Here is a 13388-nt window from a genome sequence, read left to right on the forward strand (position 1 = left end):
ATCATATTCGAGAAAAAGCCTGTTGAATTCGCTTGTTATTATAGCTGTTATAAAATGAGTCTTAGGGGCTCTGTATATCCTCTCACAAATATACAGGCCCTAAGAACTCCAGCGCTACCCGTTCAAAGGTATTTGGTTGCACAGTTGTGAACTGTGCGAATTTTCTACTGTGTTCGATGTTGCTTGTAATACGCCATTAAGCCATTTGTCGAACTATCATGTGGATGATTAATATCATCATCAAGTAACTCGGCTTCAATTTTTGAGGCTAGGCCTTTACCGAGTTCAACACCCCATTGATCAAAAGAACAAACATTTAATATGATGCCTTGGCAAAAAATCTTATGCTCGTATAAGGCTATCAATCGGCCAACCGCTTTAGCATCTACTTTATCTAATAACATCGATGTCGATGGACGATTACCTTGATGTATCTTGTGGTTTAATAACTGTGCTATTTCGGCTTCTGATTTACCTTTTGCGGTTAAATCTGAATGCACTTGTTGTGCATCAACACCCATCATCAACGCTTCTGTTTGAGCGAAGAAGTTAGATAATAATATATCATGGTGCTCGCCAACACTTACTTGAGGCTCTACAGATGCAATAAAATCAGCTGGGACAACGACGTTACCTTGATGCAAACATTGATAAAAAGCATGTTGGCCATTTATCCCTGTCATACCCCATATAATTGGCACAGTCGTGTATGCAACTTTGTTACCTTCAAAATTTACATGTTTACCATTACTTTCCATTTCACCTTGCTGCAAATATGCAGGCAACATATGTAACGCCTGATCATAAGGTAATATAGCCTGCGACTCATAGCCTAAAAAGCTGGTATTCCATACGCTCAGTAACGCCATGAGTAAGGGGATATTTTCTTCGAATGCTGCGCTCTGAAAGTGTTCATCAATTTCAAACGCACCTTCTAGTATTGCTTCAAATGCATCAAAGCCTAAATATAACGCAATGGGTAATCCTATCGCACTCCATAATGAAAAGCGACCGCCTACCCAATCCCACATAGTGAATACGTTTTCATTGGCAATACCAAATGCAGCGGTTTTCTCTAAATTTGTGCTCACAGCGACAAAATGCTTGGCTATTGCTTGTTTATCATTGGCTGAATCTAAAAACCATTCAACGGCCGTTTTGGCGTTGGTCATCGTTTCTGATGTTGTAAATGTTTTAGATGATATTACAAACAATGTGGTTTCTGGATCGATGTTTTTAAGCACTGAAGCAATTTGTACACCATCAACATTTGAAATGTAATGTACTTTTAAGGTGTCATCAGCGTAGCTTTTTAAGGCTTCAGTAGCCATTTGAGGCCCAAGGTTTGAACCACCTACGCCAATACTCACTACATCTTTAACTGTTTTGCCTGTATAACCCAACCACTGTCCGTTGCGAACTTTTTCAACGAACAACTTAATTTTATGTAATTCAGCATTGACAACTGAACTGACATTTTCATCATCTATAATTAATGATGATTCTGCACGATTGCGCAGTGCCGTATGAAGGACTGCACGACCTTCGGTAATATTGATTTTTTCACCGCTGAACATTTTTTCGCGCCAGCGAGTAATGTCGCACTCTTTTGCAAGTGTAATAAGCTGTTCAAAAACATTGTTATCAATTTGTTGTTTTGAATAATCAAACAAAACACCTGGGATTTGAGTTGAAAATTGCTCGAACCGTGTGCTGTCTTTAGCAAATAAATCTTTAAGATGTGTTTCTTTCATCTTATTTGCACTTAACTTTAATGCTTGCCAACTAGCTAACTGTGAACGACAACTCATATTTAACATCCCCTTAAACTTGCAACAATCTGATTTATAACTATCTTTATATAGAAAGACTAGAATGATAGTGTATTAACCTACAAAGTAAGTTAACGATAAGTTAAAATGACAACGCTGTCAATATTCTACTTTTAAATTTTACAATCGAGATAATAACGTACTTTTACTCTTTTGACACCGGTATCATATAATTTATCTCAATTATTTTACTGCTCTTTTCTACTAACTTTAGATACACTAACTGGTTCTGATGAAGAATTGATGACGCGTACTAGTATAAATACGCGATCTGCTTTCTTCTCGCGTTCATGACAACATTAAAACAACAACCTAATAAGCAACTGTATGAAAGTAACTATAAATGATGTAGCAAAACTCGCGGGGGTTTCAATGAAAACCGTATCGCGAGTAATTAATAAAGAACCTTCTGTTCGTAAAAAAACCTTCGATATAGTCATGGATGCTGTCAAAGAACTTAATTATCAGCCTAACCTAGCAGCAAGAAACCTAGCGGGTACTTCGTCGTTTACTGTCGGGTTAGTTTATGACAACCCTAATGCTTACTATGTAATTGATATGCAAAATGGTGTACTTTCACGTTGTAAAGAAGAAGGGTATGAATTAGTTATCCATCCTTGCAGCTACACAGATTCTCAAATGGAAGAAGAGTTTATTACGATGATCAAACGTTCTCGTTTGGCAGGGCTCGTACTTACACCACCGCTTTCTGAGCATAGTAAAATTACCAATTTATTAGATGAATTAAAAATTCATTATGTGCGCGTTCTTTCAGGTCGCCCTACGGATGATGATCAAGATACCTGTATCTATGTAAACGATTATAAAGCAGCTTATGAAATTACCACACATCTTCTAAAGCATGGCCATACAAACATCGGTTTTATCTGTGGTGATAAAGAACATAAGTCAACCAGTGAACGCCTTGAAGGCTATAAAGCAGCACTCGTCGATTTTGATACGCCGCTCAATGCTGCTTTTTTATATGACGGAAAATATTCTTTTGAATCTGGGGTCGAGGGTGCTAAAGCATTACTTAAAGACAATAATGAATTAGCAATTACTGCTATCTTAGGCGGCAATGATGAAGTGGCCGCTGGCGCGCTCTTTGCTTCTCGTCTAATGGGGATTCAAATCCCGGAGCAACTATCTATCACAGGATTTGAGGATTCGCCATTCTCACGTCAAACTTGGCCAAAGCTCACCACTGCGCATCAAGCAAATGATGTTATTTCGCAGCACGCAGCGCGTTTATTGTTTACTAAAACGCGTGGCGCACGTAATCAAGATAAAGAAATTATTACCTCATTTACACCGTCAGTCGTGATCCGTGAAAGCTCTGGACCAAAACAATAAACCTTCACTACTATAATTAAGACGCTTTTAAGCGTCTTAATTATTAACACTTTGCTATTTTATAGCAATGCCATCCCACCGCTGAGATTATAAACATCCGTAAAACCAAGCTGAGATAAGTTAGTGGCGGCTTGCTTTGAACGATTACCGCTGCGACACAGTAAGATATATTTACCTCGTGGGTTTAATTGCCCGTCAACTAACGCGTTTGCCATCCTGCTTAGCGGTATATTCATCACTCGCGCAGGCTTGATTGAAAACAATTGAGGAATATTATTTGCACCATGTTCGTACGGTTCACGAGTATCAATTAAGGTTACATCATTTGTAGCTAACATGTCTTTTGCTTGTGCCGCATTTAGTTCATACGCAGTGCTATGTTGCAAACTATCAGCATACCCACACAAGGTTGCAAATTTCGATAAGTTAGATTCATCGCTGTGACTTTTTTTACTAGCAAACTCAGCATCACTTAATTCATTAACTAACAATGCATGCAATAGCGGTGTTTGCTGTTGCTGAACTTGCCAATTAATCGCAAAACATTGTTGATAATCATGACCAGAACACATTACCGTCGCATTATCTAAACGTTGTGATAATTGGCGTAAAGAGTACGCCATTACTAAGGCATCGCCACCATCTATTACGGTATTACCAAGTCCCGCAGGTAACAGTAAATCACCGCAAAAACAAAAACGTACTTGCTTAGATTGATTACATCGCAATAAATAACTAACACTATCTACACTGTGCCCTGGTGTCGCGACTCGTTCAATTGTGCACTCAGGTAATTCTATGGCAGTTTGATGCACAGGCCACCCTAGCTGATGTTCAGCCTCAAGGCTGAATCTCAGCGCTTGTGCGAGTAAGGTTATTGCACCACTGCGCTCTTGGTGGGCATGGGTATCTAAAATAGCTGCCACCGTTAAATTTTGTGTATGGACTATTTTTTCAAGACGTGGAATAAGCTCAATAATAGGATCAATAATGACCGCTTGCTTGTCTTGGCTAACGTAAAGCCAGCAACACGCTCCTTGATGTCTAAATTGTGTTAGCCCTAATGCACATGCTTCTTGCAACGGGAATGCTGAATCAGAAACCACTAAACAGTTGGCCTCAAGAATCGGTTTTAATGATCGAATTCTCTCACACGCAAGATCAATTTCAGCCGCAGTTGTGGCTGGGCCAAATGATAAGCGAATTGCGTTTTCACTGCGCCAATCACTTACCCCCATAGCATCTAACACAAAACTACGATTTGCACCAGAGCTGCACGCGGAGCCACCACTAATACGGATCCCTGCGGCATCAAATAAATCCATAATTTCTTTACTCGTGAGCTCGTCAATGGAAAAGTTTAACGTCGTTGGCACCGACAATTCAAAAGCATGATTAAAGGTTAAGTTACCAAAGGTATCCACCAATGCCTGATGCAGCTGTTTACGATAACTATTTAAAACCTCGATAGATTTAAATGTATTGCCTGCTTTGTCGAGCAATAACGAAAAAAGTTTATTGAGTCCGGCGATCCCAGGTAAGTTTTCTGTACCCGAGCGCATTCCACTTTCTTGTCCGCCACCAGCAATAAAAGGTGTATATGCACTGCCTTGGCGAATGTATAACACGCCAATTCCTTTGGGAGCATACAGTTTATGGCCTGAAAAAGGTGCATAGTCAATCGTTGTATCACTCAGTGCTAAGGCGGTTTTACCTAGAGCTTGGACACAATCGACCATCCAAGCGACTTCTGTATTGTGAGCACGTATCACTGCTTCAATTGCGCTTAAATCTTGATAAACGCCTGTTTCATTGTTAACGGCCATAGTACAAATCATCAGTGCATCACTGGCGTATTGTGCAATAAAATCTAAATCTAAAATCCCCTCACTCGATACCGGGATTGCCAGCAAAGTGGCGTTAATACCCAAAACAGCATTCCAATGCAATAAGGTATTTGGTACCGCTTTATGTTCTGTAGCCCCATACAGTAAAACAGGGTTTTTCTTAGTATGCTGTTTAGCCGCTATTAGGGTAGATACAACGGCCGTTTGAATACCTTCCGTTGCCCCTGACGTAAATAATATATCACCTAGCTGAGCACCTATAACATCACGCGCTTTTTGCCGTGTTTGCTCTAATAAGTGTTTAGCTTGAATACCAGTGATGTGTGAGGATGAGGGGTTACCAAAACAAATTTGCATAGTGTGTGAGACGACTTCTGCAATGCACGGAAGTACAGGCGTCGTTGCGTTTGCATCAAGGTAAATTTGTGACGATGAGTCAGTAGGTAATAATAAGTCAGACATTAAAAACGCACCATATTACTAAAAGATATATCTTATAACCCATTCTACCTAAAATTAATGGGCCGCGTAAGAATCAATTAGTTAGTCAAGTGCGTTTTCTATGCTATTTAAGACTAAAGCTGATTAGTTTTTTCGCTCTCTTGGTCTTCATATTTAGTTGACCATGCATTGAGCAACGCTTTTACCAACGATGCCAATGGAATAGCAAAAAACACGCCCCAAAAACCCCATAACCCACCAAAAAATAATACGGCTACAATAATAAACACCGGATTTAAATCAACAGCCTCAGAGAACAACAATGGCACTAAAACATTACCATCAAGTGCCTGTATGATGCCGTACACAATAAGTATAGTCCAAAAGTGGGTTTCTAAACCAAATTGAAATAACGCAACAGCAGCGACAGGAATAGTCACAAGTGCAGCTCCCACAAACGGGATCAACACAGAAAAACCCACCAATACACCTAGTAATGCTGCATAACGTAAATCAAAAATAGTGAATGCAACAAACGATACCGAACCAACTATAAGAATTTCAAATACCTTACCGCGAATATAATTCATGATTTGCTGGTTCATTTCATGCCAAACCTGCAAAATTAAACGGCGCTGTTTGGGGATTAATTTTTCTGCACTTTTAACTAGCTCAAGCTTATCTTTGAGCATAAAAAAGACCAATAGTGGCACCAAGATTAAATAAATAAGCCAAGCAACAACATCTTTTAATGACGTCAGCGAAAAAGAGAGCAGCACTTGCCCAAAATCGATTGCTTTTGCTTCAACACTTGTTACAACTGATTTGACCTGTTCTTCGCTTATTAAACTTGGGTATTGCTGTGGTAAATGAAGCAAAAATGACTTTCCTTGCTCAATCATATGCGGCGTTTCTTGTACCAAGTTACTTGTTTGTTGCCAAAGTACAGGACCAATACCAATGATCAGAGTTAGCATAAGGCCCGTAAATATGAGCATTACAATAACCGTGGCCGTAAAGCGACGTAAGCCAAGTCGTTCTAAATATGCAGCTGGCCAATCAAGTAAATAGGCAATTACCAATGCCACTAACACCGGAACAATAAATGCGCCAAAAAAATAAAACATCGCCATTAAAGCGATTAATAAAAATAGCAAGGTAACAGAGTGTGGATCTGAGAACTTCCTTTCGTACCACGTTTTTACATATTCAAACACAATTTGGCTCCACGATTAACAACCCATGCTGTTGTTCTAATTTATATTGATAATTATTTTTCTGTAAAAACCGTTCAATATCTTGAATCGGTTGTTGTTCCAATATTCTAAATTCAATAGTTTGCTGAGCTAATAATGCCTGCCGTAACCCTAATTTAAACTGAATAAATTGCTGCGGGCATTTAAATACACGTAAATCCTGCTTTAACATAGTGAATAATTATACCTGCTGAAATAAACAATTAGTCCCATAACTTAAGTAACCACACGCCTTATACCATAGCTGACAATAACAAAAGTAACTTTTCCTTAAAACAAACATCACAATGGTTTATCCTTATAGCATAGTTTGTAGTAAGGATAGGTTAATGCCTGGCACGCATAATAAAGCGCAACTACCCAGTAATCCAACTCTCAAAGAGATTAACTGGTATAAAAAACAAATAAACTGGGGAGAGCTTCCCCCTTTTTATCATCTTGTGGCATCCTCGGTGAGTGAGGCGGAAGGTATTCTTGAACACGGCTTTGACAATGCGGTGAAAAGGTTAATTGATAAACGTAATTGGAATATCGATTTACTCGATGGCCATGAGGACTCTGTTGGCGAAATTCACTGCAACAAAAAACCTCGAATTGCATTACATCAAGTATTCACAGATCGTGGTTTTGAATTATGGGCATTACCCTATGCTAAAGATGTGACCATTGATCAATATGTCAAAGACAATCGTTTTATGGAATTTAATGTATGGGATCCCCATTCAATGAAAAACCTGATCCGCATTAACCAGTTACATAAATTTATTGGTTTTTATTTTGAGCGTGGTGACAAAGCCGATAAAGCCGTCATCCTTCATGCGCATAAGGTAGTCCATAAAATTATTAATTTTTTACAACGAGAATTGAACGTAGTAAAGCTTGATGGAGTCACAATAAAAGAGTTATACCAATTATGCGAAAAAGACAGTCGCGCATGCAGTGATGAAATTGATATTGCTAAACTCATGCTCGGTGAAAATCTTAACAAGGAATAAAATGCAGCTAAAATCAGTCTTTATTACACTATTCAGTGCCTTTTTAACGTTTAGTATCCTGATCAGTGAACCATTAAAGGCGCAAACCAGCTTTAAACTTCCTGATCTTGGCACATCAGCGCTGCAAGCTTTACCGCTTGAAAAAGAACAAGCAATCGGTGCAGTAATGATGATGCAAATTCGTGGTTCATCACCGGTAGTAAGTGATCCCGTTTTAGATGAATACTTAACAACAATTGGCCGTAAATTAGTTGCCAGTGCCAGTGATGTACGTTTTCCATTTTCATTTTTTTGGATAAATAACCCCGAAATAAATGCCTTTGCTTTTTATGGTGGTCATGTCGGGGTACATACAGGTTTAATAGCACAATCAGATAACGAAAGTCAGTTTGCATCTGTACTTGGCCACGAAATAGCCCACGTAACCCAACGCCATCTAGCACGTCGGATCCAGCAACAACAAGATAATAGTGCCCTGACAATAGCGGGGATGATCGCTGGTATTCTTGCAACTGTCGTGTCTCCTGATGCTGGCCTAGCGATTATTTCAGCCAATCAAACACAAGCGGCCTTCAGCCAATTGACTCATAGCCGCTCAGCCGAGCAAGAAGCCGATCGTATTGGTATGCAAACGCTAAATAATGCGGGATTTGACCCTTACGCCTCAAGTGAGTTTTTAACTAAGCTCGCGGCACAAATTCGTTACAAGTATAAACCCCCAGCCTTTTTACTTACACACCCCTTACCTGAAAGTCGCGTGTCTGATGTACGCCTACGAGCCCAACAATTTGATAAACGTCAATTACCTGATAGCTTAAACTTCAACCTTGCAAAAAGCCGCGCTATTGCCCGCTATCAATATGAACCTGTTGCAGCTGAAAACTTATTTAGAAAACTGCTTCGTGAAAACAGTTTTTATAATACTGCCGCACTTAATTATGGTTTAGGTATTAGTTTGCTCGATCAAAAAAAGCTTGCTGAAGCTGCACCAATTTTAAATGAGTTACTAGCCAGCGATCCAAAGAATTTATTTTACATTGATACGTATACTGACTTACTTATTGCACAAGAAAAAGCGGCTGATGCCGTTAAATATTTAGCACCGCTGCATCAAAATCGTCCTAATAACCAAGTAATCACACTAAATTATGCCAATGCCGCAATAGAAGCTAAGCAATATGATGTTGCCGAACGAATATTAAAGTCATTTTTATTAGAAAAACCAAATCATAACTTAGGTAAGCAATTAATCACTGACACATTTAAAAAACAAGACAATTTAGCCGCTTACCATGAAGCAAATGCCGACGTATATGTTCAATATGGTGCTTATTTGAAAGCTGCTGACGAAGTCCAAAAAGCATTAAATTTTGTAAAACCTGAAGAATTAAATAAGCAGCAGCGTCTCAAAGCATTACTTACGCAATACCGACAAATGCAAAAAGAACTCGCGAGGCTTTAAGTCTCGCGCCGCTTACCTTAAAATAGCCCTACTTTATCTCATTGGATTGTTACTATGCCTGTTACTATTTTTCATAATCCGCGTTGTTCAAAATCGCGTGAAACACTTGCTCTACTTGAACAAAAATCGATTCAACCAGATATTATTGAATACCTTAAAACTCCATTAAGCCAAGAGCAGATCTGCATTTTGATTAAACAGTTAGGTTTTTCTTCTGTACGTGAACTAATGCGCACCAAAGAAGATATTTATAAAGAACTTAACCTTAAAGATGAGCTAAATGAAGATACTCTAATTGCCGCTATGGTTGCGCACCCAAAATTAATTGAGCGCCCTATTGTCGTCAATAACGATAAAGCGGCGATTGGTCGTCCACCAGAACATGTACTAAGCATACTTTAATGAGTGTAACCATTGTTGTTTTGTACCACTCAAGCCATGGCTCTGTCGCAGCAATGGCTCATGAAATTGCTGAGTCCATTGAATCTCAAGGTGGTACAGCATTATTGCGAACATTTGAAGTAAGAGACCCGCACGATATCGTGATCAGTAAAGATGATTTGATTAAGTGCGATGGTCTAGCTTTTGGTACCCCGACTCGATTCGGTATGATGGCCTCACAAGCGAAAGCTTTTTGGGAAACCACCAGCGAATTGTGGTTAAAAGGGCAATTAATTGATAAACCAGCCTGTGTATTTTCATCATCCAGTAGTATGCATGGTGGCAATGAGGCAACGTTGCTCAACTTATCATTACCCTTGTTGCATCATGGTATGATGCTAATGGGCGTGCCTTATGAAGTACCGGAACTGCTTGCAACTCAAACCGGTGGCACTCCTTATGGAGCAACTCATGTTGCTGGTGCTCAAAATAGCGCTCAATTGAGCAAAGATGAAATAAAAATTTGTCAAAGTGTTGGTCAACGCTTAGTCAAAATAACGAGAAAATTACAATGACATCGCAAAGCGATTTAAGTCCTCAAACCATACCTAAAAAAGCGATTACAGTACGCTTTCAACGCACTGCTATTATCGGCTATATTGGCTTATTAGTATTAATGCCTATTTGGTTATTTCTAATTGCACCACGAGAAGGCTATAGCAACGGGTTTATTTTTGTTGTTTATATTTTACCGCTCCTATTACCACTCAAAGGCATTATCCAGGATAAACCCTACACTTATGCATGGGCAAATTTCATTGTCATGCTGTATTTCATTCATGGCCTCACGTTACTGTGGATTGCTCAAGATCAACTGCTATGGGTATTATTAGAATTGCTGTTTGCAAGTATGATGTTTGTAGGCTGCACTTACTACGCACGCCACAGAGGCCAAGAGCTAGGATTGAAAATTAGAAAGCTAAAAGATGAATTAGCACAAGAAAAAGCTGAGCAAGAATACGATCGAAAAAATCAGTAAATATATTTCGAGTACTCTCATTAAAAACGCGCCATTTGGCGCGTTTTTAATTTTAGAAGCTAGGGCGTGTTGACCTTTCGTGATTGATTTTGCAGCAGTCTGTTTGGTATTTAGGCAAGGCAGAGCCTATGTCGTGTGGTTGTTTCCCATAAATAGGCGATAACGCAGTATAAATGCCAAACATGCGCTGCCCAAAGGGTTCTTCCTAGGGGCGATTGACTCTTTGTTGCCTACACGGATGTAGGTAAGGGGCGTGAGCAGGACGCACAAGCTTTGCTCGGTTTTTACTTATTCTCACATGGATGTGAGCCAGTAGAATAACGCAGGAGCAGTTATCGAGCCCGCTAGGTTACAAACCTCGCGCCGCGATTAAATCGCACCTAGATTGAACGAATTTCAATCCACAAAGGTCAACACGCCCTAACTAAACGAGCCCGCTTAACGTTGCTAGCGCGACAATACTCGCTAAACCTAGCTGCCCTACTAAGCTAAACAATGAAAAACACCTTAATACAAACAATCCCCAAGGATGTTTAATATGTGGATATAATGCACACCGCTTTAAGCTCATCGCAAAGAAAAAACACACTAATGAAAACATCGTCAATGTTAGCGTTATTTCACTTTTACCTGACAAAGAATCATCAAAGAAGAAAAACAACTGAAATGGTAATAATAAAGTAACTATCGCATGTAGCCCGTGGACTTTCTTTATTCGCGTAAACTGACCATCTGGCGATAACTCTTTAATACCAAAATCACGTTCCAAGCATTTTACTAATTGTGTCGCTTTTATACTAACAGCAAGTCGATAACAACTTAACCCGTCAATATTTTGAGTCCTAAAATCATAACCTGATTTAAGTAATAGCACCATCAGAGGCTCATTTTTAGCAAACACAGCATAATGTAGTGCCGTATTACCTAAACTATCTTGCTGCTTTTTATCTTGTTGCTCCAAGAGCGTTTGAACCAAATTTACATACCCTTTCTCAACAGCCCACATAAAAGCCGTTTTTCCATTCTCATCAGCTAACGTCCCCGTTGCACCTTGTTCAATAAAGCGCATCGCCATTGTCTGTTTTGCAGTTTTAAAACTCAAATGAGCAAGTAAGGCCTGCTCTAATAGCATGACCGAATCAACATCCGGTGAAACTTGAGTCAGCAAAGTAAAATAGTCTTTACCACCTGCGACTTTTTTAGCCGCCAATTCACTTAGTTGCGAAACAGAATCAATTGAGTCAGGAATAAAACAGCTAAAACGCTCACGAAAATCAACTTCTTTCCATAAAGCTAACGCATCTTGCGCACTCACTTTGCTTGCTGATGATAAAGCGTGCTCAATAACCGTAAAATAGCGTTTAGAAAAAAGTTGAGAAATCAACGATATTGGCGTTTTAATTGCAGCTTGTCCGGCAACACTCGCATACTTTTCAAGACGCTGACAAAGCATAAGCACTAAGCTTTCTGGGGTATATTCATTATCATAATAATGATTTTTTGCAGCGTTAATATAATGCTGTGCTGAATCGTCATATTCACAAATATGCTGAAAATAACACTCTTCAAATGGCTCAAGTGGCGTTAACCAAGTTAAATAATAGATGGGAGGTAATACAGTGGTACAAACGCCATCGTCTTCTTCATTAGAGCGACAGGCTGGCCATGCTTCTAAAGCATCCAAAATGAATGCACCGTTTTGCTCAATAAGTCCTTTGACTAACAACGGGTATTCTTTAGGCCAAATAAGTACATTTTCCATTAAAAAAACATAACTCCAGTGTCTATCTTACTCAGGTATAAAGGTCAGTTCGCGAGTTTAACAACACCAAACTGACACTGCGCTTAATATAATAATTTATAGGCGCTTATTCTAGCACACCTTGATCGACACGCTAGCGCAAAGAGTGTGATTTTAAAAGAATAATAATGGTATTAATATAAAGCGACAAGTCACTTTCGTAACTTATCGCTTCTGGTTGGAGGCGGGGTAAAAGTGCTTATTTACTACTCAGTTCGCGAGTAACTTGGTCAAGCCCTACTTCAGAAATACGTTGAATCACTTCTTTTTGTTTAGCACTCAATAAGGAAATACCTTCAGCAACGATATCATATACTTTCCAGCTACCATCTTTACCGTGGCGAAGTTTAAAGTGCAGGTCTATTGTTGGGGCTTGTGAATCTATAATTTGTGTTTTTACTGTTGTAAAATCCCCGGTGGTGACATCATTATTTTTTTCAAATTTGATCTCTTGCCCGGTGTATTTCATCAGTGCACTGGCGTATGTCATTGTCAAATAGTGCTCAACCGCACTAATAAACCCTGTAGCTTGCGCCCGCTCTATGCCTTTAATATGCTTACCTAACAATTTGTATGAAACAAACTTCACATCTATATGCGGCATTAAATGCTTACTTACAATGGCTGACATCTCATGCTTTGACGCATTACCTTGGCTATTAACTTTACCTATATCACTAAATAATTGGTCCCCAATAGAGACTAATAATTGCTGTGGATCTTTTGCTGTTTGCGTCTGAGCCATCAAAGAAACGCTAAAAAGTAAAGTCAGTAAAAACACACCGCGGCTAAGTAATTTCATGTTGATTAGACCCTTAATAATTCTGATACGCTAATTTACTTGCTCACTAAGAGAATAAAAAGACACAATAGTGAACATAATTAATGCCAATCAGGCACCAATCAATTTAATTCTTTACTATCATAATGTTAGATAGAAACGACAACTACACATAAAACTAAACAAAAAGCCCTAGG

12 protein-coding genes are annotated in these 13388 nt (G+C 39.2%); 6 read left to right on the plus strand and 6 right to left on the minus strand.

Features of this window, described 5'->3' with window-relative positions; translation table 11 throughout:
• Positions 1–164: 164 nt before the first annotated feature.
• Positions 165–1811 carry a glucose-6-phosphate isomerase gene (pgi, locus tag ACJJVX_RS16355; protein WP_405632431.1) on the minus strand — a complete coding sequence of 549 codons (1647 nt, stop codon included), beginning with the start codon at positions 1809–1811 and terminating at the stop codon, positions 165–167.
• A 348-nt stretch (positions 1812–2159) separates the two neighbouring features.
• Here pgi and ACJJVX_RS16360 point away from each other — a divergent pair, with 348 nt between their 5' ends.
• A complete protein-coding gene (locus ACJJVX_RS16360; protein WP_405632434.1) occupies positions 2160–3188 on the plus strand; it encodes a LacI family DNA-binding transcriptional regulator in 1029 nt (342 codons plus the stop codon).
• Positions 3189–3247: 59 nt separating this feature from the next.
• Here ACJJVX_RS16360 and ACJJVX_RS16365 read toward each other — a convergent pair whose 3' ends face one another.
• The 3 genes from ACJJVX_RS16365 to ACJJVX_RS16375 form a co-directional block, all read right to left on the minus strand.
• Positions 3248–5497, minus strand: coding sequence for an aminotransferase class V-fold PLP-dependent enzyme (locus ACJJVX_RS16365; RefSeq protein WP_405632437.1), 2250 nt, complete (start codon positions 5495–5497; stop codon positions 3248–3250).
• A gap of 113 nt (positions 5498–5610) precedes the next feature.
• Entirely contained in the window at positions 5611–6693 is a 1083-nt protein-coding gene (locus tag ACJJVX_RS16370) for an AI-2E family transporter (RefSeq protein ID WP_064435780.1), read from the minus strand.
• The gene (locus tag ACJJVX_RS16375) at positions 6686–6904 is read right to left on the minus strand and encodes a hypothetical protein (protein WP_054205474.1); all 219 of its coding nucleotides are present in this window, start codon (positions 6902–6904) and stop codon (positions 6686–6688) included. Before ACJJVX_RS16375 ends, ACJJVX_RS16370 begins: the two co-directional genes overlap by 8 nt.
• 157 nt (positions 6905–7061) lie before the next feature.
• Between ACJJVX_RS16375 and ACJJVX_RS16380 the strand changes: the two genes are divergently transcribed.
• The 5 genes from ACJJVX_RS16380 to ACJJVX_RS16400 are packed head-to-tail and all read left to right on the plus strand — an operon-like array spanning position 7062 to position 10609.
• Complete coding sequence (locus tag ACJJVX_RS16380) at positions 7062–7727, plus strand: hypothetical protein (RefSeq protein ID WP_054205475.1); 666 nt, start codon at positions 7062–7064, stop codon at positions 7725–7727.
• 1 nt (position 7728) lies between these two features.
• Positions 7729–9189, plus strand: a complete 1461-nt coding sequence (locus ACJJVX_RS16385) for a M48 family metalloprotease (RefSeq protein WP_054205476.1) — start codon at positions 7729–7731, stop codon at positions 9187–9189.
• Positions 9190–9243: 54 nt separating this feature from the next.
• The gene (gene arsC, locus ACJJVX_RS16390; protein WP_054205477.1) at positions 9244–9591 is read left to right on the plus strand and encodes an arsenate reductase (glutaredoxin); all 348 of its coding nucleotides are present in this window, start codon (positions 9244–9246) and stop codon (positions 9589–9591) included.
• Entirely contained in the window at positions 9591–10145 is a 555-nt protein-coding gene (wrbA, locus tag ACJJVX_RS16395; protein WP_054205478.1) for an NAD(P)H:quinone oxidoreductase, read from the plus strand. Before arsC ends, wrbA begins: the two co-directional genes overlap by 1 nt.
• On the plus strand, positions 10142–10609 hold the full coding sequence (locus tag ACJJVX_RS16400) for a DUF2069 domain-containing protein (RefSeq protein ID WP_054205479.1): 468 nt from the start codon (positions 10142–10144) through the stop codon (positions 10607–10609). The genes wrbA and ACJJVX_RS16400 overlap by 4 nt, the downstream gene beginning before the upstream one ends.
• A gap of 424 nt (positions 10610–11033) precedes the next feature.
• Here the strand turns inward: ACJJVX_RS16400 and ACJJVX_RS16405 are convergent, their stop codons facing one another.
• Positions 11034–12371 carry an ankyrin repeat domain-containing protein gene (locus tag ACJJVX_RS16405; protein WP_064435997.1) on the minus strand — a complete coding sequence of 446 codons (1338 nt, stop codon included), beginning with the start codon at positions 12369–12371 and terminating at the stop codon, positions 11034–11036.
• A 238-nt stretch (positions 12372–12609) separates the two neighbouring features.
• Positions 12610–13212, minus strand: coding sequence for a phospholipid-binding protein MlaC (locus ACJJVX_RS16410; RefSeq protein ID WP_064435998.1), 603 nt, complete (start codon positions 13210–13212; stop codon positions 12610–12612).
• Positions 13213–13388 lie beyond the last annotated feature (176 nt).

Source organism: Pseudoalteromonas sp. Ld20 (genome assembly GCF_045064175.1).
Taxonomy (GTDB): Bacteria; Pseudomonadota; Gammaproteobacteria; order Enterobacterales; family Alteromonadaceae; genus Pseudoalteromonas; species Pseudoalteromonas neustonica.

Coding starts and splice junctions, on each gene's coding strand:
- pgi (WP_405632431.1), bottom strand. CDS start 1,811: ATGAGTTGTCGTTCACAGTTAGCTAGTTGGCAAGCATTAAAGTTAAGT.
- ACJJVX_RS16360 (WP_405632434.1), top strand. CDS start 2,160: ATGAAAGTAACTATAAATGATGTAGCAAAACTCGCGGGGGTTTCAATG.
- ACJJVX_RS16365 (WP_405632437.1), bottom strand. CDS start 5,497: ATGTCTGACTTATTATTACCTACTGACTCATCGTCACAAATTTACCTT.
- ACJJVX_RS16375 (WP_054205474.1), bottom strand. CDS start 6,904: ATGTTAAAGCAGGATTTACGTGTATTTAAATGCCCGCAGCAATTTATT.
- ACJJVX_RS16380 (WP_054205475.1), top strand. CDS start 7,062: ATGCCTGGCACGCATAATAAAGCGCAACTACCCAGTAATCCAACTCTC.
- ACJJVX_RS16385 (WP_054205476.1), top strand. CDS start 7,729: ATGCAGCTAAAATCAGTCTTTATTACACTATTCAGTGCCTTTTTAACG.
- arsC (WP_054205477.1), top strand. CDS start 9,244: ATGCCTGTTACTATTTTTCATAATCCGCGTTGTTCAAAATCGCGTGAA.
- wrbA (WP_054205478.1), top strand. CDS start 9,591: ATGAGTGTAACCATTGTTGTTTTGTACCACTCAAGCCATGGCTCTGTC.
- ACJJVX_RS16400 (WP_054205479.1), top strand. CDS start 10,142: ATGACATCGCAAAGCGATTTAAGTCCTCAAACCATACCTAAAAAAGCG.
- ACJJVX_RS16405 (WP_064435997.1), bottom strand. CDS start 12,371: ATGGAAAATGTACTTATTTGGCCTAAAGAATACCCGTTGTTAGTCAAA.
- ACJJVX_RS16410 (WP_064435998.1), bottom strand. CDS start 13,212: ATGAAATTACTTAGCCGCGGTGTGTTTTTACTGACTTTACTTTTTAGC.